At 61.9% G+C, this 19,053-nt stretch carries 19 protein-coding genes; 11 read left to right on the forward strand and 8 right to left on the reverse strand.

Features of this window, described 5'->3' with window-relative positions:
• Positions 1 to 50: 50 nt before the first annotated feature.
• Positions 51 to 1,349 carry a pitrilysin family protein gene (locus tag FHT29_RS19220; protein ID WP_037193460.1) on the reverse strand — a complete coding sequence of 433 codons (1,299 nt, stop codon included), beginning with the start codon at positions 1,347 to 1,349 and terminating at the stop codon, positions 51 to 53.
• Positions 1,346 to 2,767, reverse strand: coding sequence for a threonine synthase (gene thrC / locus FHT29_RS19225; protein WP_047560623.1), 1,422 nt, complete (start codon positions 2,765 to 2,767; stop codon positions 1,346 to 1,348). Before thrC ends, FHT29_RS19220 begins: the two co-directional genes overlap by 4 nt.
• A 313-nt stretch (positions 2,768 to 3,080) precedes the next feature.
• Here thrC and FHT29_RS19230 point away from each other — a divergent pair, with 313 nt between their 5' ends.
• Complete coding sequence (locus tag FHT29_RS19230) at positions 3,081 to 3,707, forward strand: hypothetical protein (RefSeq protein WP_037193468.1); 627 nt, start codon at positions 3,081 to 3,083, stop codon at positions 3,705 to 3,707.
• Positions 3,708 to 3,830: 123 nt separating this feature from the next.
• Here the strand turns inward: FHT29_RS19230 and FHT29_RS19235 are convergent, their stop codons facing one another.
• Positions 3,831 to 4,523, reverse strand: coding sequence for an HAD family hydrolase (locus FHT29_RS19235; RefSeq protein ID WP_168600035.1), 693 nt, complete (start codon positions 4,521 to 4,523; stop codon positions 3,831 to 3,833).
• 235 nt (positions 4,524 to 4,758) lie between these two features.
• On the opposite strand from FHT29_RS19235, the gene FHT29_RS19240 reads away from it, so the two are divergent.
• The 3 genes from FHT29_RS19240 (at position 4,759) to FHT29_RS19250 (ending at position 6,726) form a co-directional block, all read left to right on the forward strand.
• A complete protein-coding gene (locus FHT29_RS19240) occupies positions 4,759 to 5,427 on the forward strand; it encodes a GntR family transcriptional regulator (RefSeq protein WP_168597051.1) in 669 nt (222 codons plus the stop codon).
• 286 nt (positions 5,428 to 5,713) lie between these two features.
• Positions 5,714 to 6,304 carry a biotin transporter BioY gene (locus tag FHT29_RS19245; protein WP_168600036.1) on the forward strand — a complete coding sequence of 197 codons (591 nt, stop codon included), beginning with the start codon at positions 5,714 to 5,716 and terminating at the stop codon, positions 6,302 to 6,304.
• Positions 6,301 to 6,726 carry a DUF1284 domain-containing protein gene (locus tag FHT29_RS19250; RefSeq protein ID WP_168600037.1) on the forward strand — a complete coding sequence of 142 codons (426 nt, stop codon included), beginning with the start codon at positions 6,301 to 6,303 and terminating at the stop codon, positions 6,724 to 6,726. Before FHT29_RS19245 ends, FHT29_RS19250 begins: the two co-directional genes overlap by 4 nt.
• On the opposite strand, the gene FHT29_RS19255 is transcribed toward FHT29_RS19250, so the two are convergent.
• Positions 6,723 to 7,421 carry a helix-turn-helix transcriptional regulator gene (locus FHT29_RS19255; protein WP_168600038.1) on the reverse strand — a complete coding sequence of 233 codons (699 nt, stop codon included), beginning with the start codon at positions 7,419 to 7,421 and terminating at the stop codon, positions 6,723 to 6,725. The two genes, FHT29_RS19250 and FHT29_RS19255, sit on opposite strands and share 4 nt — an antisense overlap.
• A gap of 71 nt (positions 7,422 to 7,492) precedes the next feature.
• Between FHT29_RS19255 and FHT29_RS19260 the strand changes: the two genes are divergently transcribed.
• Together FHT29_RS19260 and FHT29_RS19265 are read left to right on the forward strand one after the other, a co-directional pair.
• Positions 7,493 to 7,822, forward strand: coding sequence for an NIPSNAP family protein (locus tag FHT29_RS19260; protein WP_037193482.1), 330 nt, complete (start codon positions 7,493 to 7,495; stop codon positions 7,820 to 7,822).
• Positions 7,819 to 8,184, forward strand: coding sequence for an antibiotic biosynthesis monooxygenase (locus FHT29_RS19265; RefSeq protein WP_168600039.1), 366 nt, complete (start codon positions 7,819 to 7,821; stop codon positions 8,182 to 8,184). The genes FHT29_RS19260 and FHT29_RS19265 overlap by 4 nt, the downstream gene beginning before the upstream one ends.
• A gap of 18 nt (positions 8,185 to 8,202) precedes the next feature.
• Here the strand turns inward: FHT29_RS19265 and FHT29_RS19270 are convergent, their stop codons facing one another.
• Complete coding sequence (locus FHT29_RS19270; protein WP_047560605.1) at positions 8,203 to 9,027, reverse strand: helix-turn-helix transcriptional regulator; 825 nt, start codon at positions 9,025 to 9,027, stop codon at positions 8,203 to 8,205.
• Between the two features lie 98 nt (positions 9,028 to 9,125).
• Here FHT29_RS19270 and FHT29_RS19275 point away from each other — a divergent pair, with 98 nt between their 5' ends.
• Together FHT29_RS19275 and FHT29_RS19280 are read left to right on the forward strand one after the other, a co-directional pair.
• Positions 9,126 to 10,025 (forward strand): SDR family oxidoreductase, encoded by a 900-nt coding sequence (locus tag FHT29_RS19275; protein ID WP_047560745.1) that lies wholly within the window; start codon positions 9,126 to 9,128, stop codon positions 10,023 to 10,025.
• 349 nt (positions 10,026 to 10,374) lie between these two features.
• Entirely contained in the window at positions 10,375 to 11,505 is a 1,131-nt protein-coding gene (locus FHT29_RS19280; RefSeq protein WP_037193489.1) for a site-specific DNA-methyltransferase, read from the forward strand.
• A gap of 187 nt (positions 11,506 to 11,692) precedes the next feature.
• Here FHT29_RS19280 and FHT29_RS19285 read toward each other — a convergent pair whose 3' ends face one another.
• The 3 genes from FHT29_RS19285 to mutY are packed head-to-tail and all read right to left on the reverse strand — an operon-like array spanning position 11,693 to position 13,783.
• A complete protein-coding gene (locus tag FHT29_RS19285) occupies positions 11,693 to 12,058 on the reverse strand; it encodes a nuclear transport factor 2 family protein (RefSeq protein WP_047560602.1) in 366 nt (121 codons plus the stop codon).
• Between the two features lie 4 nt (positions 12,059 to 12,062).
• On the reverse strand, positions 12,063 to 12,677 hold the full coding sequence (locus FHT29_RS19290) for an HAD family phosphatase (protein WP_047560599.1): 615 nt from the start codon (positions 12,675 to 12,677) through the stop codon (positions 12,063 to 12,065).
• 17 nt (positions 12,678 to 12,694) lie between these two features.
• On the reverse strand, positions 12,695 to 13,783 hold the full coding sequence (gene mutY / locus FHT29_RS19295; protein ID WP_173410498.1) for an A/G-specific adenine glycosylase: 1,089 nt from the start codon (positions 13,781 to 13,783) through the stop codon (positions 12,695 to 12,697).
• A gap of 98 nt (positions 13,784 to 13,881) precedes the next feature.
• Between mutY and FHT29_RS19300 the strand changes: the two genes are divergently transcribed.
• The 3 genes from FHT29_RS19300 to FHT29_RS19310 all read left to right on the forward strand — a co-directional run bounded on the left by FHT29_RS19300 (position 13,882) and on the right by FHT29_RS19310 (position 18,922).
• Entirely contained in the window at positions 13,882 to 14,376 is a 495-nt protein-coding gene (locus tag FHT29_RS19300) for a DUF721 domain-containing protein (RefSeq protein ID WP_047560593.1), read from the forward strand.
• Between the two features lie 169 nt (positions 14,377 to 14,545).
• The gene (locus tag FHT29_RS19305) at positions 14,546 to 15,274 is read left to right on the forward strand and encodes a DsbA family protein (protein ID WP_037193498.1); all 729 of its coding nucleotides are present in this window, start codon (positions 14,546 to 14,548) and stop codon (positions 15,272 to 15,274) included.
• Positions 15,275 to 15,460: 186 nt separating this feature from the next.
• Positions 15,461 to 18,922 carry a chromosome segregation SMC family protein gene (locus FHT29_RS19310; protein ID WP_047560590.1) on the forward strand — a complete coding sequence of 1,154 codons (3,462 nt, stop codon included), beginning with the start codon at positions 15,461 to 15,463 and terminating at the stop codon, positions 18,920 to 18,922.
• Positions 18,923 to 19,053 lie beyond the last annotated feature (131 nt).

A 19,053-nucleotide genomic window follows, 5' to 3' on the forward strand; every position in this document is an offset into this window, starting at 1 on the left:
GCCGCCAAGCACTCCCCCGAGAATTGAACCCATCGGCCCGCGGCGTGGCCTTAGCCGCTCGCGCTTCTGGAGGCGGGCGCCGGCGACGACAGCGACATGACGATGTCTTCCATCGGTGCAAGCTGTTCCAGCGGCCCGATCGCCGAAAGCGTCGGTACTGTATCGAAGAACAGGCGGCCGGCAAGATCCGTCAGCCGGTCGATGGTGATGCCCTCCAGGCGCTCCAGCATCTCCTGGTTGGGGATCGGGCGGCCATAAAGCATCATCTGCCGGGCGACCTGGCCGGCACGGGCAGCAGGACTTTCCTGGCCCATCAACAGCTGCGCGCGGATCTGGGCGCGGGCACGCTCGATTTCCTGCTGCTGGATGTCGTGTGAGGACTTATGGAGCTCTTTCACGATGACGGGCAGCAGCTCCGGCAGGTTCTCGCCGCCGGTGGCGGCGTGGATTCCGAAGATGCCGGTATCGGAGAAGCCCCAGTGAAATGCGTAGACCGAATAGCAGAGACCCCGGAATTCGCGCACCTCCTGGAAGAGACGCGAGGACATGCCCCCGCCGAGGATATTGGCAAGGATCTGCGAACAGTAGAAGTCGCGCGTGTGGTAGGCACGCCCCTCGAAGCCCAGGAGGATCTGCGCATCCATCAGGTCGCGCGTTTCGCGGATGTTGCCGCCGATATAGCGAGCCGGCTCGATCACAGGCGAAGTGGAGGGTTTGGTCGGCAGGCTGGAGAAGCGCTCTTCCACCTGACGCACGAAGCTTTCGTGATCGACCGCACCGGCCGCCACGACAAACATGCGATCGGTCGTGTAGTTGCGGTCCAGATAGTGACGAATCTGCTCTGGCGAAAAGGAGACGACGGTTTCCGGCGTACCGAGAATTGCGCGGCCGAGCGTCTGGCCGCGATAGGCGACCTCGGAGAACTTGTCGAAGACCACGTCGTCGGGCGTGTCGTTCGCCGCATTGATTTCCTGCAGGATAACCTGCTTTTCGCGGGCCAGCTCCTCCTCTTCGAAGGCGGACTCCGTCAGGATGTCGGCAAGAATATCGACTGCGAGCGGCACATGGTCCTTCAGCACGCGTGCATAATAGGAGGTCGTTTCGGTCGAGGTAGCGGCATTGACTTCGCCGCCGACATTCTCGATCTCCTCGGCGATCTGCCGCGCGGAACGCCGCGCCGTACCCTTGAACGCCATATGCTCGAGCAGATGCGCGATCCCGTGTTCCGCTTCGGTCTCGTTACGCGAACCCGACTTGATCCAAACGCCGAGTGCCACGCTTTCGAGGTGTGGCATCGATTGGGTTGCTACTGTCAGCCCGGACGCAAGCCGGGTGCATTCCACTGTCATCGCTTGTCTTTCCGCGTCTGTTGTTCCCCGGCCCGGGCATGCTCGCCGATAAAACTTTCCACGGCTTTAAGCTCCGGATCGAGAACGTCGAAACGCTCCTCCCTGGTCATCAGACCAGCAAGCCACGTTGGAAGCGCCGGGTCAATACCACATGCGGATTTTACTGCGGCGGGGAATTTCGCGGGATGCGCGGTGGCAAGCGTCACCATCGGGCTCGTCGACCGCTCGTTTTTCTCCGCCACGAAGACGCCGATGGCCGTGTGCGGATCGAGTAGGTAACCCGTTTCCGCCAGTGTTTTGCGGATTGTCTCTGCCACCTGCTTTTCGCTGGCACGACCGGCGCGGAAGTCCTTCTTGATGAACTTCAAGGCCTTTTCGCTGATCGAAAAGCCGCTCGATTGTTTCAGGCTTTCCATCGCGGCGCGCACCTTCGAGGCGTCACGGCCATTCGCTTCGAACAGCAGCCGCTCGAAGTTGGAGGAGATCTGGATATCCATCGATGGCGCGGTGGTTGCCTTGACGGCGCGCATCTCGTAGCGGCCGGTCTTCAGCGTGCGCGCCAGGATGTCGTTCTCGTTGGTGGCGATGACCAGGCGGTCGATCGGCAGGCCCATCCGCTTGGCGACGTAGCCGGCGAAAATATCACCGAAATTGCCCGTCGGCACGGTGAAGGAAATTTTCCGGTCCGGGCCGCCCAGCGCAACGGCCGTGGTGAAATAATAGACCACCTGCGCCATGATTCGCGCCCAGTTGATCGAGTTGACGCCGGAAAGCCTGACCTTGTCGCGGAAGCCGGCATCGTTGAACATGGCTTTGACGAGGTTCTGACAATCGTCGAAATTGCCGTTGATTGCCAGAGCATGCACATTGGCTTCGGTCGAGGTGGTCATCTGCCGCTGCTGCACCGGCGAGACCTTGCCATGCGGAAATAGAATGAAGATGTCGGTGCGCTCGCGGCCGGCAAAGGCGTCGATTGCCGCGCCGCCGGTATCGCCCGATGTGGCGCCGACGATCGTTGCCTTTTGCCCGCGCTTTTCCAGCGCATAGTCCATCAGCCGCGCGAGCAGCTGCATGGCGACATCCTTGAAGGCGAGCGTCGTGCCGTGGAACAGTTCCATGACGAAGCTGTTCGGGCCGGTCTGCACCAGTGGCGTCACCGCCGGATGACGGAAGGTGGCGTAGGCGTCGTCGATCATGCCGCGGAAGACATCGGCGGGGATTTCGCCGTTGGTGAAGGGCGACAGGACGGCGAAGGCGACGTCCTGGTAACTCTTGCCGCGGAAGGCGCGGATCTCTTTTTTCGTCAGGGTCGGCCATTCACGGGGAACGTAGAGCCCGCCGTCACGGGCAAGGCCGGCCAGGAGGGCGTCGCAGAAGCCAAGGGCAGGGGCTTCTCCCCGCGTTGAGATATAGTCCACGGTCTAGAATTCCTTCGGTCGCAAAATTGCCTGAGTGATCGGTTGAGAGAGTAGAGGAACGAAACGACGGCGGCCTGTCTTTTTGCGTCGGATCAGCCGCGTGGTTTTCGCGTTTGCGCAAGGCGCGTGGGATCAGCGCCGGCGGGCGGCAGTTTGTGCCAATATGTCGATCTCGAAAAGTGAGCCAAAACGGTGTCTACCCAATCGATTTTTCGCTGCGTCGCTGGTATAGACCATCGCCAAGTGTCATAAAAGGCCCGTCCGACAGGCTTCAGGCCGATAATGTGAATTGTATGGAGAGGGTGGAATAATAGTGTTTGGCAGGGTTTCGCGTCGTCTTTTTTCCGCTTCGCTTCTGGCATTGCTGACTGGTTGCAGCTCTCTTGGCCTCGGCGGCAACAGTGACAAGCAGCCGGGAACGGATGTTACGGTCGCACCGCAGGCGGGTACCACCGGGGCTGCTCCGCAGGTAACTGGTGGTCAGGCCTATGTCGCCGGCAAATGCCCGCAGGTTACCATCCCCGACCAGGCCGCCGTCTACCGGACTTACGCCAAGGGCGCCAAGGATGACCCGAACCAGTTGACCTATCAGGCCTCGCTGGCGGAGGCGACACGCCAGTGCACGACCGATGGCACCAATCTCGGGATTCATGTCGCCGTGCAAGGGCGTCTGGTCGCCGGCCCGATGGGTAGCTCCGGCAAGGTGACCCTGCCGATCCATGTCGCCGTCATGGACAACGAGACCGCGCTTTACAGCAAGACCATCAACTACACGGCTGAAATTCCGCCGGGCGAGAGCACGGCCCAGTTCCTCTTCAGGGACGACGATATCAGCGTTACCGGTGGTTCAGGCGGCTTTACCATCGTCCAGGTCAGTTTCGACCAGGGGCCGCAGAAGCCTGACAAGGGCGAGAAGCCGGCACGCAAGAAGCGCCACTAAGCGCACGTCGCCTGCGCATCCAACCTGCGCCGCGATTGTTTGGGCGCATATGTCATTCGCACGAAATGAAAAAGAAAAGGCCCTGTCTCGCGGCAGGGCCTTTTCTTTGCAGCCTGCGATGTCTTACAAAACGCCATCCCATTCGGCCAGGGCCATGACGATGCCAGGCAGGTCGGCCATACGGGCAATCACGGTCTCCGCGCCGGCATCGGTCAGCTTGTCGGCATGCGAGGGATAGGTATGCGAAGCGCCGGTGAAGCCGATGACGCGCATGCCGGCGGCGCGCGCCGCCTGGACGCCGTGGACGGAATCCTCGACGACAATGGTATTGGCCGGGCTGGCGTTCATTTGCTCGGCGCCATGCAGGAAAATGTCCGGCTTGGGCTTCACACGGTCGGCGCCGAGATCCTTGGCGGAGTAGATATGCGGCGCGAACAGCGTGAGGTAGCCGACCTTGGTGAGCATCATGTCGAGACGCGCGGAACTGGAGTTCGAGCAGACACAGCGCGGCATCGGCAGTCGCGACAGCGCGAGCGGAACGCCGGAAATCGCCTGGACATCGTTGGCGAGCCGCAGATCCAGAAGTTTTTCCGATTTGTCGAGCAGCGATGCGGAGAGCGGGATGCTGGCCTCGCGCTCGACTTCGAACAGAATGTTGTGCCAGGTCATGCCGGCGAAGCGCTCGCCCATTTCCTCGGCACTGATGGGATAGCCTGCATCCGTCAGCAGTTTGGATTCGACGTCTGCCGCGATGATTTCCGAATCGACCAGAACGCCGTCGCAGTCGAAGATGATGAGGTCGAAGCCATTACTCATGAGAATTGCTGCCTTTGATGAGGGCTGGGTTCGGCATGTTCGGTGGAAAACCGTCAGTGTGTCGGAACATGCTCAGAAAAATGACCGTCGCGCTTTACACGATGTGCCGGCAAAGCTCAACCAATTGGCGGGCATGGCTGTGCTGCGCTGACGGAAAGGGTCGGCGAAGTTCAAAAGGCTTCGTGACTTCAGCATGTCGCTCGACAATCCGTAAGCCCGGCTTTAAGGATCGGCCATGGCCAAGGAGCGTCACGACACCATTGCCAGCCGCATCAGCCGGGTGCTTGCCGACCGCATCATCCGTGGTGAGATCGCGCCCGATGCGCGGCTGCGGCAGGATCATATCGCCGAGGAGTTCGGCACCAGCCATGTGCCGGTGCGCGAGGCATTCCGGCGGCTGGAAGCGCAAGGCCTGGCGATCAACTTGCCGCGTCGCGGCGTTCGCGTCGCCTCCTTCGATCTCAAGGAGGTCCGCGAAGTCGCCGAAATGCGCGCGGCACTCGAGGGTCTCGCCTTGAAGCATGCGGCGCAGCACCTGACGCCTGCCATTCTGGATGCCGCCGAGGAGGCGACGCGGGAAGGCGATGCCGCCGGCGATGTCCATGCCTGGGAAGAGGCCAATCGCCGCTTCCATCGTCTCATCCTGGCGCCCTGCGGCATGGTGCGCCTGCTGGCCGCCATCGACGACCTGCATGCCGCCAGCGCCCGCTTTCTCTTTTCCGCATGGCAATCCGGCTGGGAAAAGCGCACGGATCATGATCATCGCGCCATCCTGGCCGCGCTCCGCCAAGGTCGAACCGACGAGGCTGCCGCCATCCTGCAGAAGCACGTCCAATGGATCGGTCGCGCTCCCGTGCGCACTCCCTCAGGCTCGACGCGCGAGGCCTTCGCGATCGTCGGTTGAGCGCTCGAAAAAATTATAGATAATTTTTGGCGGAAGCACTCGCACGAGTCATCTTTCGATGGCAGGAGTTGGCCCATTCTATCTGATCTGCGGTACGGGGCTTGGTCTAAAGCTCCGTACCTGAAGGCGGCACTACCATTTTTCTTCCCTTTGAAATCCATGCTTTCCGGGTACTCCTGCCCCAAGCAGCATAAATTTACGCATCCGCCGCTTGCCTCGATCTATAAACTCGGACATAAAATAGATGAGAATTAAAAATTATCTATAATTTCTAGAAGGAGAGCTCATGTCCCTGTTGCATCATCACGAAGAAGCCACCTTTGACCCGCTGCGCCTTGCTCAACGGTCGCTGGTCGTCAAGGCCGCCTTCGTTCTCGCCGGAACGCTGGCGCTGGCGCTCGCGTCGCAGATTTCGGTGCCGATGGTGCCTGTGCCGATCACCATGCAGACCTTTGCGATCACCATGATCGGCGCGCTCTACGGCTGGCGTCTCGGCGCGATCACTATTCTGGCGTGGCTTGGCGAAGCCATGGTCGGTTTTCCGGTTCTGGCCGGCGGCGCAGGCGGCATGGCGCCCTTCATGGGGCCTACGGCCGGCTATCTCGTCTCCTTCCCGATCATTGGCGCGCTGGTCGGCTGGCTTGCCGAGCGCGGCTGGAGCGGCGACCGCGTCGTGCGTAGTTTCCTCGCCCATCTCTCGGCCAATATCCTGTGCCTTGCGATCGGTGGCGCATGGCTTGCGGCATTGATCGGCGCTGAAAAGGGCTGGCTCTTAGGCGTCGCTCCATTCATCCTTGGCGCCGTGCTGAAATCCGCGCTTGCGGCCGCAGTATTGAAGACCGCCCAGGTCTATAGCGGCAAGGCAAAGCTGAATTGACTGTTCGGCTTCGCGCCCACCATCTGCTCTGCATGCTGACCTTCGTCGGTGAAGGCTATACGCCGGCCTTCACCGACAATTATCGCCGCGTTGCCGAGCGTCTGACAAAAGGGGAGGAGATCAAGCTGGTTTCCGGGCCTGACGATATCTGCGCACCGCTTCTGGACGAGATGGAGCCGCACTGTTTCAAGGCGTCGGTCATCGAGCGGGACGCCGCCGCTCTTGCGGACGTGGTGGCCCTGCTGGGAGAAGAGATCGAAATTGGCGCGATGCTGGTGCCCGATGCCGCCCTGCTTGCAAAACTGCGGCGGAATTTCGCCAGCGGTGAGATTCGCCACGCCTGCCTTGGTTGCGAATGGGGAGATCTCTGCAGCCGAATTGCAGCTGGCAATTTCGCCGACGTCCTGATCGGCCACGCCTAGGAGAGCTCGCCCGCCTCGATCGGAAAGAGCGCCAGAAAACGGCGCTCGCCTTCCGGCGTAAAGAAGATCGAGCGACTGTTTTCGGTTCGCCGCGCCCAGCCCTTGTCGAGGAAATTCGCAAGAAGTGCCTTGCCGAGGCTGCCGGCGAGATGGGCGCGGCGTTCACTCCAGTCCAGGCAGGATCGACAGAGCGGACGGCGGCTCGACCGCAATCCGGATATGTCTATGCCGATCGAACCAAGGTGGGCCTCGCCCTGCGCCGTCAGGCTCAGGCCTTCGCCCATGGCCGAAATCGAACCACCTTCTATCAGACTGTCGAGCATGCGCACGCCATAGTCACCGGCAAGATGATCGTAGCAGATGCGCGCCTTGCGCAGCGCCGGCTCCTTCGGGCCGGGGCGGTGGCGCAGGTGTCCGCGGCTGGCGGCAAACCCCATGATCCCCTCAAGCAGCTTGCCGACGCCATCATCCGCCAGCGCGAAATAGCGATGCCGGCCCTGCTTGCGCTGCGTCAGTAAACCACCCGCTTCGAGCTTGGAAAGATGCGCGCTTGCCGTCTGCAGCGTCACGCCGGCCGCAGCCGCCAACTCTGTTGCCGTCAGCGCGCGGCCGCCCATCAAGGCCGTCAGTATGTTTGCTCGCGCCGGATCGCCGATCAACGAGCCGATCTGCGCTATGTCAGGACCTTCTCTCATACTTCGATCGTAGCCGAAGCATCTCCGTTCTTCAATGTGCGAAAACATCCGTATCAGCAAAGGAGAAAGCCATGATCACCTGTTTCATCCGCTATCAGATCGACCCCTTCAAGCAGGAGGCCTTCGCCGAATATGGCAAGGCTTGGGGCCAGATCATCCCGCGCAATGGCGCCGATCTCATCGGCTATTTCGCCCCGCACGAGGGCTCATTGACGACAGCCTACGGCGTCTACAATATCGAGAGCCTGGCCGCCTACGAGGCCTATCGCAAAAGCCTGGCCGCCGATCCGCAGGCCCAGGCGAATCACGATTTCTCCCGCCGCGAGCGTTTCATCTTGCAGGAGGACCGTATTTTCCTGAAAAATATATCCCTGCCGCATACGCCGAGGATATCGCCATGATCGCAGTCATTTTCGAAGTCGTTCCCCGTCCCGATGAGCGTCAGCACTATCTCGACATAGCCGGAAAGCTGCGCGCCGAACTCGAAACGATCGAAGGTTTCATCTCCATCGAGCGCTTCGAGAGTCTCAGCCAGAGCGGCAAGATCCTGTCGCTTTCCTTCTGGCGCGACGAGGCGGCGGTCAAGGAGTGGCGCAACCGCGAAGCCCATCGCGCGGCGCAGAAGGCCGGTCGAGGAACTGTTTTTGCGGACTACCGTCTGCGTATCGCCCATGTCGTCCGCGACTACGGCATGAACGAGCGGGACGAGGCGCCAGCTGATAGCCGGGAAATTCATGATTCAGCCGAGAGAGCCGGGGCCTGATAGTCGGCCTCGGCAAAGTCAAAGCTGCTGCATGACAAGTGAGCGGATACGGTCGGCAACCGATCTGTCGGCCGGGGTATAGATGACCAAACCCAGATCGGGTCGGCCGTCGACGGCAAAGGCGGAATATTCCAGCTCGATAGGGCCAAGTTTGGGATGGCGCAGGTGCTTTAATCCTTCCCCCTGGACGTGAACGTTATTCTCAAGCCACAACGCTTCGAATTCCGAACTGACTTTGCAGAGTTCATCGACAAGCTCGCTGACTTCCGACACCGCGCCGGCGCGGGCCGCATCGGCCCGGAAGGCTCCGACCACAAAACGGGCTAGGTTCTCCCAGTCATGCTGTGAAGCGCGAATGGCGGGATTGCCGAATAGCAGGCGCAGAATATTGCGTTGCTCGACGGGAAGTGCGCCATAGTCGGTCAGGACCACGGCTGCGGCGCGGTTCCACGCGACGACATCCCAGGTGGCGGTCTTGATCAAGGCGGGACTTGCGTCGAGCGAGTCCAGCAGGCGTTGCAGCCGAGGAGTGACGCCTTCGGTGGTCCTGTAACGAACCTCGGGTGGCCGCCCGAGCCCCAACATGAAAAGATGTTCGCGCTCCGGTTCGGTCAGCATCAGCCCGGTGGCGATCCGGTTCAATACGTCCGAGGAGGGAGAGCCGCCGCGACCCTGCTCCAACCATGTGTACCAGGTGGGGCTTATGTTGGCGCGTTGGGCCACCTCTTCCCTGCGCAGTCCGGGGGTGCGTCGGCGCCCCGAAAAGCCGAAGGTCGCCGGATCAAGCCGGTTGCGGCGATCCTTCAAGAAGGCTCCCAATGAGTTGCCGGTATTGATCGGCATGATGATCCTGTTAGCAATTATAATATGATGAGGTCACTACTTTAACAGAATAAAGGATGGTCGGATAGTGTGTGCTCGACCAACAAGGAGACGTCATCGTGCGTATCTTTCTTACGGGTGCGACCGGCTTTATCGGTTCAGCCCTTGTTCCTGAACTTATAAACGCTGGCCATCAGGTGATCGGCATGACCCGGTCGGACGCCGGAGCGCAATCGCTGGCGGCTGCAGGCGCCGAAGTGCACAGGGGAACTCTTGAGGATCCGGAGAGCCTGCGCAGCGGCGCGGCGAAGGCGGACGGCGTGATCCACACAGCCTTCGACCACGATTTCTCAAGGTTCGTGGAAAATTGCGAAAAGGATCGACACGCCATCCGGGCGCTCGGCGCCGCACTCGCCGGCTCGGATCGGCCGCTGGTCATAACCTCCGGCACCGGCATGGGAAATCATAAGCCCGGCCAGCCCGGGACCGAAGATGTCTTCAACACCAGCCATCCCAATCCACGTATCGCTTCCGAACTGACGGGCGCTGAGCTGTTGAATGCGGGAGTGAACGTATCGGTGGTCCGATTGCCGCAGGTTCATGATACGCGCAAGCAGGGCCTCATCACGCCGTTCATCGCCATCGCTCGCGAAAAGGGCGTCGCAGCCTATATCGGCGAAGGACGCAATCGCTGGCCTGCTGCGCACCTGCTCGATGTGGCGCGTCTCTATAGGCTCGCACTGGAAAAGCGGGAACCGGGAGCACGTTACAATGCGGTTGACGAAGAGGGGGTTGAAGCCCGCGAAATCGCGGAGGCCATTGGCCGCGGCTTGAATGTGCCGGCCGTGTCCATTTCGCGCGAGGAGGCAGCGGATTATTTTGGATGGATGTCGGCGTTTGCCGGCATGGATTTCCCCGCTTCCAGTGCTCAGACCCAGGCACGGCTCGGATGGCATCCGACCGGTCCGTCGCTGATCGCCGATCTCGACGCAATGCAATACGGTGAAGTGGCTCGCTGAAGCATTGACGCTAGGTGTATGAAGGCAGGGCCGCGGATTTCCGCGTCTCTGTCGGCTCCATGTTATTGTTTTTACGCAACTCCAGGGCCAGTTCGTCAAAAGCGAACGGCACGGGCTCAGCTTCGATCGAAGTCGACGGAGCTGCCAAAATTGTCCAACAGATTGATCTTTGGCTGCGACTGCCAGGGACCGTCCCGATGGTCATCTGTGCCATTGGCGTTGTCGGCGCCATTTAACCCGTCCCACCGGAATTTCGAGAAAATGCTCTCCGCTTCAGCCTTTGGTAACCAAGTTAGGTAACCATAACACCCAGTTAAGAGCATCGAGTAAGTGTAACAGAGAGTATCACATGGCGTCAGTTTTCCCGCTTGCCGACCTCAGGACCTCAGCAGTTCCGGGGTCCTGGATCGACACGATCATCAAGGGCGATTGCGTAGCGGCTCTTGAAGCACTACCCAATCATTCCGTCGACGTCATTTTTGCCGACCCGCCCTATAATCTCCAGCTGGGCGGCACGCTGCATCGTCCCGACCAATCGCTTGTCGACGCAGTCGATGACGAATGGGACCAGTTTGCCTCCTTCGAAGCCTATGATGCCTTCACCCGCGCCTGGCTGCTTGCCTGCCGCCGCGTGCTGAAGCCGGCAGGCACGATCTGGGTCATCGGCTCCTATCACAACATCTTCCGTGTCGGCGCGACGATGCAGGACCTGAATTTCTGGATCCTCAACGACATCGTCTGGCGCAAGACCAATCCGATGCCGAATTTCAAGGGCCGCCGTTTCCAGAACGCGCATGAGACCATGATCTGGGCGAGCCCGAACGCCAAGGCCAAGGGCTATACCTTCAACTACGACGCCATGAAGGCCGCCAACGACGACGTGCAGATGCGCTCGGACTGGCTGTTCCCGATCTGCAGCGGCAACGAGCGGCTGAAGGGCGAAGACGGCAAGAAGGCGCATCCGACACAGAAGCCGGAAGCGCTGCTCGCCCGCGTCATCATGGCTTCCTCCAAGCCCGGCGACATCATTCTCGATCCCTTCTTCGGCTCGGGCACGACCGGCGCCGTCGCCAAGCGCCTCGGGCGCCACTTCGTCGGCATCGAGCGCGAGCAGGATTATATCGACGCTGCCAGTGCTCGCATCGCCGCCGTCGAGCCGCTCGGCAAGGCGGAACTGACCGTCATGACCGGCAAGAAGGCCGAAGTTCGCGTCGCCTTCAACGTGCTCATCGAGAGCGGCCTTATCAAGCCCGGTCAGGTGCTGACGGATGCGAAGCGTCGCTATAGCGCCATCGTGCGCGCCGACGGCACGGTTGCTTCCGGCGGTGAGGCCGGTTCCATTCATCGCCTTGGCGCGAAGGTCCAGGGCCTTGATGCATGCAACGGATGGATGTTCTGGCATGTCGACGACGGGCGGTCCCTGCGCCCGATCGACGAGCTCCGGGCCATCATCCGCAGCGATATGGCAAAGGTGGAGTAGCCTCAGTCGCAAGCGCGGGCAGGTCCGGTTGTAAACCGCCCCACGGTTTCCGGGACGTCGCCTGAGGCCGGATCCGAATACCCCTTCTTCCGTCATGTACCTCCAGTTAGGGAAGAAGGCGAAACGCCCAGGGCCTTACCGCACGATACGTCCGGTAAGGCCCTGGGCGTCTCTTTAGCTTCCGGTCTCAGAAGTCCTGATAGTCCGTGACGTCGACGCGTACGACGCGACCGTCTTCGTCGAAGGTGATCGTTTCCTCGCCCTCGCGGATCAGCGGCTTGCCTGTCTTGCTGTTGGTGGCGCGAACGGACCAGACAGCGCGGCCCGAAAGCGGTGTCAGCGTTTCCACCAGCGAATTGGACGCCGTCTGGTCGGGATAGGTATCGAAATAACCCCGGAAGGCCTCCATGATTTCGGCGCGGCCGGAGAGGCTGCCGACACCGTTGGAGACATAGGTGGCATTGTCAGCGAAGAAATTCTCGATCGCCTCGTAGTCAAGACGATTGATGGCGTCGTGGAACAGGTCGATGCGTTCTGCGGGATCGAAGATCATCGGTTCAAACCTTTATGCCATGGGCGGCGAGATCGCTGCGCAGCTTCTCGGCGCCGGTGAAATGGACCGCGTGCCAGCCGGCGGCCTTGGCGCCTTCGACATTGGCGAGCGAATCGTCGATGAAAATCGTTGACGCGGGGTCGAGGCCGAAGCTCCTGGCATGCGCATCGTAGATTGCGACATCCGGTTTGATCAGCCCGATATCGCCGGAGACCGTGACGCCGCGCGGTTTGTTGAGGAACGGAAAGCGCACCTGCGCCTCGCGAAACGTGTCGGAGGCGAAGTTGGTCAGCATGGTGACATCACGTCCCTCATCGATCAATCCTTCAAAGATCGCGACGCTGTCGTCATAGGCGTGGGGCACCATTTCGTTCCAGTGCTTGCGGAATGCACGGATCTGTTCCGCCCGCTCCGGATGTTCGGCGATCAACAGCTCTTCCGCTTCTTCCCAGGGACGGCCGCGATCCTGCTCGATGTTCCATTCATGGGTGCAGACGTTCGCCAGGAACCATTCGCGCTCGGCATCGTCCGGGATGACGCGGCTGTAGGGAAGGGTGGGGTCGTAATGAAGAAGAACCTTGCCGATATCGAAAACGATATGCCGTATTTCCGTGGTCATGAATGAGTTCCTGATGTTTAGGCACTGGCTTTAATGAATGCGCGAGGAATAGCCTGGGTGATCGCTTTTTTCATGACGGTTGGTAAGGCCTGCGCTTCAAGATTTGTAACCGGTTCCCACCATCCGTCATTGCGGTTGCTGCCCGATGCCACCTGAGCGCGATAGATCGACAGCCGCAGTTCGAAATGGGTGAAGATGTGCGTCACGGTCCCCGCTGCCTGCCAATCGGCCGGGAAGGGGGCGGCGTCCGTGCCGGTCTCACCATCGATCCGTGCCGTCCAGCCGGTGGTCGGAACCTCGGTCATGCCGCCGAGCAGCCCGCTGGCGATGCGCCGGCGCAGATAGATTTCGCCCTCGCCATTGACCGCCACGAAGGCTGCTCCCTGCCGCACGGGCTTATCTTTCTTTGCCGCCTTCACTGGAAAATGCTCAGGATCATGCAACGCCAGCGCCACGCATGCATTGTTGAAAGGACAGAGCGAACAGACCGGTCGTTTCGGCGTGCAGATCGTAGCACCCAGATCCATCATCGCCTGCGCGAAATCGCCGGGGCGGTCGGCAGGCGTTAGCAATGCCACTTTCTGCTTCATTATGGGCTTGCCTGCAGGCAACGGCGTCGAGATAGCATAGAGCCGGGAAATGACGCGCTCGACGTTGCCGTCCATGACGGCCGCTTGCCGGTTGAAGGCAATGGCCGCGACGGCCGCCGCCGTATAGTCGCCGATCCCCGGCAGAGCCCGCAGACCGTCCTCGGCATCGGGGAAGCGCCCGCCATGGTCCGCCGCCACGGCTTCAGCGCATTTCTTCAGGTTTCGGGCACGCGCGTAATAGCCAAGGCCGGCCCAGGCGGCCATCACATCGTCGGTGGGAGCCGCAGCCAGATCGCCGACTGTCGGCCAGCGCTCGAGGAACTTGGCGAAATAGGCTTTGACCGCAGGCACCGTGGTCTGCTGCAGCATCACCTCCGACAACCAGATATGATAGGGGTCTGGCTTGACGCCGCGCGCGGCCATCGGCGGCGAGACGCGCCAGGGCAGGTCTCGATGATGGCGGTCGTACCAGGCAAGCAGGGATGCGGCCGAAGGGGATTGCGAAGTCTTGGTCATGATTTGCCGCGTCGAGGGGAAGTGCTCTATACTTGGCTAAGCTGCGTCGGGCGATCAAGGTCCAGAACGTACAAAGCGTGTGCCGGAACCCGATTGAGATGAGTTATCCCCGAAAAGGCGAGAAGCAGATTTCCGAGCTGACCAACGGCATCGTCGATCCCGTGCTGGCGAAGCGCGCCGGGATCAATACGGCGCTGCTCGGTTCCTGGGATGAAATCGCCGGCGAGGATTTCGCGGAATGCACGCGGCCGGAAAAGATCGCCTGGGCAAGGCATGGAGGTTCGGGCGATGACGGCCGCTACCAGCCCGGCGTACTCACCATCGCCTGCGAAGGCGCCCGCGCGCTTTTTCTCACTCATGCGCAGGGCGAGCTCATCCAGCGCATCAACGGTTTCTTCGGCTTCCACGCCATCAGCCAGATCCGCATCGTGCAAAAGCCGGTCTCGACCGCGTCGAAGCGCTCCCGCACGCCGCCGCCGCTGAAGGGCGAGGCTGCTCGCAAGCTCGAAGGCATGATGGATGGCATCGAGGACGAGAAGTTGCGGGCGGCTATTCAGAGGTTGGGCACCGCGATGGTCTGGAAGCGGCGGTAACAGACCGGGCGAACCGCATATTTCCTGAATTGTGGAAGAAATTTAAGTTGTTTGTCTTTGCCAGGTCACAATTCTTTGAAGAAAGTTGCCCAACCGTGCCTTGTTAGCGGCAACCAGCCGTTATATCGCATGAAACATTCGAAGACCTCTTTTAACGACGGGTGACTCTATGCCGATGTCCGACATGTTCTTGACCAAACGCCACCTGCTGGGCGGTTCTGCCGTTGCAGCGCTTTCCGTGGCGTTCTCGGCCTTTGCCGACACCGCATCCGCCGCAAATGCCTCGACGGCCGCGGGCGGACAGGAGACCACCAGCTCCGGCGACGACGCGGTTCCCCCGGCGGATGGCGATGTCAACATGAGCGAAGTGCTGAAGCCCGGCGCGCTGCCGGAAATCGCACTCGGCAAGGAAGATGCTCCGGTCAAGATCGTCGAATATATGTCGCTGACCTGCCCGCACTGCGCGCATTTCGCCGTCACGACCTTTGACGCGATCAAGCAGAAGTATATCGACACCGGCAAGGTTCGCTTCATCATCCGCGAATTCCCGTTCGATCCGCGCGCCGCCGCAGCCTTCATGCTGGCCCGCTGCGCCCCGCAGGAACAGTACATGCCGATGGTCGAAATGCTGTTCAAGCAGCAGATCGCCTGGGCGTCTCCGGATGTCGATGGCCGCTCCGCACTGCTGCAAATGTCGAAACTCGCCGGTTTTACTGAGGATAGCTTTACGAAGTGCTTGACGAACCAGAAGCTTCTGGATGATGTCAATTCAGTAAGGGAACGCGCGGCCAAGGACTTCGGCGTCAATGCGACACCGACCTTCCTGATCAATGGCAAGCGCTACGCAGGGGACATGTCTGTTGGTGCCATGTCGAAGCTCATCGACGGCCTTCTCTGATCCGCGCCTTTTTGATGCACAGGCGGGCGGCCGAGGCCGCACGCCTGCTTTCTATCACCTCCCCCTCCAGGGGGGAGGTAGCGAGGAACCCGCCGGTGGCGGTGATTTCTGGGGTGAACGCAGGATCGCCCCACCTCGAACCTTCGGTCCGACCCACCCCCTCAAGGGGAGGGTGGAGATCAGCCTATGAAATTCAACAGGCTTAGACTGGTCGGTTTCAAATCCTTCGTAGAGCCGGGGGAATTCGTCATCGAGCGCGGCTTGACTGGCGTCGTCGGGCCGAACGGCTGCGGCAAGTCCAATCTGGTCGAAGCGCTGCGCTGGGTGATGGGCGAGAATTCCTACAAGAACATGCGCGCTTCCGGCATGGATGACGTCATTTTCTCCGGCTCCGGCAACCGTCCTGCCCGCAACACCGCCGAAGTCGGCCTTTATCTCGACAATAGCGACCGCACGGCGCCGGCCGCCTTCAATGATAGCGACGAGATCCAGGTGACGCGCCGCATCGAGCGCGAGCAGGGCTCGGTCTACCGCATCAACGGCAAGGAGGCCCGCGCCAAGGATGTGCAGCTTCTCTTCGCTGACGCCTCGACCGGGGCGCGTTCGCCATCCATGGTCGGGCAGGGGCGCATCGGCGAGCTGATCCAGGCCAAGCCCCAGGCACGGCGGCAGCTGTTGGAAGAGGCCGCTGGCATTTCCGGCCTGCATTCGCGCCGTCATGAGGCCGAGCTGCGCTTGCGTGCGGCCGAGGGCAATCTCGAGCGCCTGGACGATGTGACCTCGCAGCTCGAAAGCCAGATTGAGAGCCTGAAGCGTCAGGCGCGTCAGGCCAGCCGCTTCAAGATGCTATCAGCCGATATCCGCGCCCGCGAAGCCATGCTGCTGCATATACGCTGGGTGCAGGCGAAGGAGGCCGAAGCCGAGTCCGACAGTGCCCTCAATCAAGCGACGGTGTTGGTTGCCGAAAAGGCACAGATCCAGATGGAGGCGGCGAAGGCCCAGGGCATCGCCAGCTTCAAGCTGCCCGAACTGCGCGAGGACGAGGCGAAGGCTGCTGCTGCGCTGCAACGGCTGCAATTCGCCCGCAACCAGCTGGAAGAGGATGCTAACCGCATCCTGCGCCGCCGCGACGAGCTGACCCGCCGGCTGGCGCAACTGGCCGAGGATATCAGCCGCGAGGAGCGCCTTGTCGCCGACAACGCCACGATCCTTGCCAGGCTGGACGCGGAAGAAGCCGATCTTGCCGAGACCCTTGCCGATTCCGGCCGTCTTGCCGAGGAGACGCGCGAGGCGTTCGAGGAGGCTGCCGCAAAGCTCGCCGATAGCGAACGGATCTTCGCCGCGCTGACGGCCGAGCGTGCCGAGGCCGCAGCCGCCCGCAACCAGCTTGAACGCGCCATCCGTGATCTAGCCGACCGTAAGATGCGGCTCGAACGCCAGGCCGACGAGGCGAACCGCGAGCTTGCCGCCATCGACGAGAAGATGGCCGATCTGCCCGACCCCGACGAAAAACGCAGCATGGTCGAGGCGGCCGAAGACGTCGTCGCAGAAGCGGAAGCCGCAATCCAGCTCGTGGAAGCTGCTCTTTCCAAAGCGCGCGAAACCGAAGCCCTGTCGCGCGGACCGGTCGAGCAGGCACGGGCGGCGCTGAACGCGCTTGAAACGGAAGCGCGCACCATTTCCAAGATGCTGGCGGCGGGCGCCACGTCCGGCGCCTTTTCGCCGGTTGCGGAGGATCTGCGCGTCGATCGCGGCTTCGAGATTGCGCTCGGGGCGGCGCTCGGTGATGATTTGGAATCGCCTCTTGATCCCCAGGCGCCGATTTATTGGTCCGACAACGGCAGCGGCGCGACCGATCCGGCCCTGCCTGACGGAGCCGTGCCGTTGATTTCACATGTCGGTGCGCCGGCAGCATTGACGCGGAGCCTGCGTCAGATCGGCATCGTCGCGGCGGGCGACGCTGAGCGGCTGATGCCGGCGTTGAAGCCAGGGCAGCGGCTGGTCACCAAGGATGGGGCGGTGTTCCGCTGGGATGGCCATGTGACCGGAGCCGATGCGCCGAGTGCCGCGGCCCTGCGGCTGGCGCAGAAGAATCGCCTTTCCGAACTGGAAGCCGAGGCCGAGCTTGCACGCGACGTGCTGATCGAGGCTGAAGAGCATCTGTCGGCCGCCGCGGAGGCGATCCGGGCGGAAGAGGGGCGTCTGGGCACCGCCCGCGACGCCAGCCGGCTTGCCGCCCGTCATCTCGCTGAAGCCCGTGAAGCCTTGGCTGCGGCCGAGCGCGCGTCCGGCGATCTCATCCGCCGCCGGGATGTGATCGTCGAGGCGGTCAGCCGGCTGCGGGAGCAGCTCGAAGACGTGGCGATGCAGGATGAAAATGCCCGCATCGAGCTGGAAGATGCGCCGGATCTTGCAGCCATCGATCTGAAGTTGAATGCCCAGCAGGCTGAAGTCGCGACCGATCGCGGCATCTTGGCCGAGGCCCGCGCCCGCCATGAGGGCCTGAACCGGGAAAACGAGGCGCGGCAGCGGCGCATCCTGGCGATCCACCAGGAGCGGGATACCTGGCGCCAGCGCGCCGCCAGCGCCGAGGAGCATATCCAGACGCTGCGCGACCGCGAAGAGGAAGCGCGTGACGAGGCCGCCGAGCTCGATCTCGCGCCGGATGAATTCGATGACAAGCGCCGCGCGCTGATGAACGAATTGCAGAAGGCCGAGGAGGCGCGCCGCGTGGCCGCCGACCGCCTGGCCGAAGCGGAGACCGTTCAGCGCGAGGCCGATCGGCACGCGGCTATAGCACTGTCCGAACTGGCGGAAAGCCGCGAAAAGCGCGGCCGTGTCGAGGAGCGGCTGGCGTCCGCCCGCGAGCGCCGGCAGGAGAGCGAGCTGCGCATTCGCCAGGCCCTGAACGTCGAGCCGCATGAAGCGCTCCGGCTCACCGGCCTGTCGGCGATGCAGAGCACGCCGGATTTGCGCGAAGTCGAGCGCGAGCTGGAACGGCTGAAGATCGAGCGTGAGCGCCTGGGCGCCGTCAACCTGCGCGCCGAGGAGGAGAGCCGGGAACTGAGCGAGCGGCTGCAGGCGCTGATCAAGGAGCGCGACGACGTTATCGACGCCATCAGGAAGCTGCGCGGAGCGATCCAGAGCCTCAACCGCGAGGGCCGCGAGCGTCTGATCGTCGCCTTCGACGTCGTCAACGCGCAGTTTCAGCGGCTGTTCACGCATCTCTTCGGCGGCGGCACGGCCGAGCTTCAGCTCATCGAATCCGACGATCCGCTGGAAGCGGGCCTGGAAATTCTCGCCCGCCCGCCGGGCAAGAAGCCGCAGACCATGACGCTGCTGTCCGGCGGCGAGCAGGCGTTGACGGCCATGGCGCTGATTTTCGCCGTGTTCCTCACCAATCCCGCGCCGATCTGCGTGTTGGACGAAGTGGATGCGCCGCTCGACGACCACAATGTCGAGCGCTACTGCAATCTGATGGACGAGATGGCCGCATCGACCGAGACGCGTTTCGTGGTGATCACCCACAATCCCATCACCATGGCCCGCATGGATCGCCTCTTTGGCGTGACCATGGCCGAGCAGGGCGTGTCACAGCTCGTCTCCGTCGACCTGCAGACCGCCGAGCGGCTGCGCGAAATCGCCTGAGCGCCTTTCCACGGGCAAGAAAACTGGTCTGATATCGACAAGAAATTGCGGTGTCGGCTGCCGTGCAGCCGTAAAGCGTGATAGCTTTGTTTTCGATCAACAATATGTGGCGCTAATCCGCCCGGAAGGGA

Origin of the sequence: Rhizobium sp. SG741 (assembly GCF_012275435.1) — a bacterium.
Taxonomy (GTDB): Bacteria; Pseudomonadota; Alphaproteobacteria; order Rhizobiales; family Rhizobiaceae; genus Rhizobium; species Rhizobium lusitanum.

Coding starts and splice junctions, on each gene's coding strand:
- FHT29_RS19255 (WP_168600038.1), bottom strand. CDS start 7,421: ATGAGAGAAGGTCCTGACATAGCGCAGATCGGCTCGTTGATCGGCGAT.
- mutY (WP_173410498.1), bottom strand. CDS start 13,783: ATGACCAAGACTTCGCAATCCCCTTCGGCCGCATCCCTGCTTGCCTGG.
- FHT29_RS19240 (WP_168597051.1), top strand. CDS start 4,759: ATGGCCAAGGAGCGTCACGACACCATTGCCAGCCGCATCAGCCGGGTG.
- FHT29_RS19310 (WP_047560590.1), top strand. CDS start 15,461: ATGAAATTCAACAGGCTTAGACTGGTCGGTTTCAAATCCTTCGTAGAG.
- FHT29_RS19305 (WP_037193498.1), top strand. CDS start 14,546: ATGCCGATGTCCGACATGTTCTTGACCAAACGCCACCTGCTGGGCGGT.
- FHT29_RS19270 (WP_047560605.1), bottom strand. CDS start 9,027: ATGCCGATCAATACCGGCAACTCATTGGGAGCCTTCTTGAAGGATCGC.
- FHT29_RS19235 (WP_168600035.1), bottom strand. CDS start 4,523: ATGAGTAATGGCTTCGACCTCATCATCTTCGACTGCGACGGCGTTCTG.
- FHT29_RS19245 (WP_168600036.1), top strand. CDS start 5,714: ATGTCCCTGTTGCATCATCACGAAGAAGCCACCTTTGACCCGCTGCGC.
- FHT29_RS19265 (WP_168600039.1), top strand. CDS start 7,819: ATGATCGCAGTCATTTTCGAAGTCGTTCCCCGTCCCGATGAGCGTCAG.
- FHT29_RS19280 (WP_037193489.1), top strand. CDS start 10,375: ATGGCGTCAGTTTTCCCGCTTGCCGACCTCAGGACCTCAGCAGTTCCG.
- FHT29_RS19260 (WP_037193482.1), top strand. CDS start 7,493: ATGATCACCTGTTTCATCCGCTATCAGATCGACCCCTTCAAGCAGGAG.
- FHT29_RS19300 (WP_047560593.1), top strand. CDS start 13,882: ATGAGTTATCCCCGAAAAGGCGAGAAGCAGATTTCCGAGCTGACCAAC.
- FHT29_RS19285 (WP_047560602.1), bottom strand. CDS start 12,058: ATGATCTTCGATCCCGCAGAACGCATCGACCTGTTCCACGACGCCATC.
- FHT29_RS19290 (WP_047560599.1), bottom strand. CDS start 12,677: ATGACCACGGAAATACGGCATATCGTTTTCGATATCGGCAAGGTTCTT.
- FHT29_RS19220 (WP_037193460.1), bottom strand. CDS start 1,349: ATGACAGTGGAATGCACCCGGCTTGCGTCCGGGCTGACAGTAGCAACC.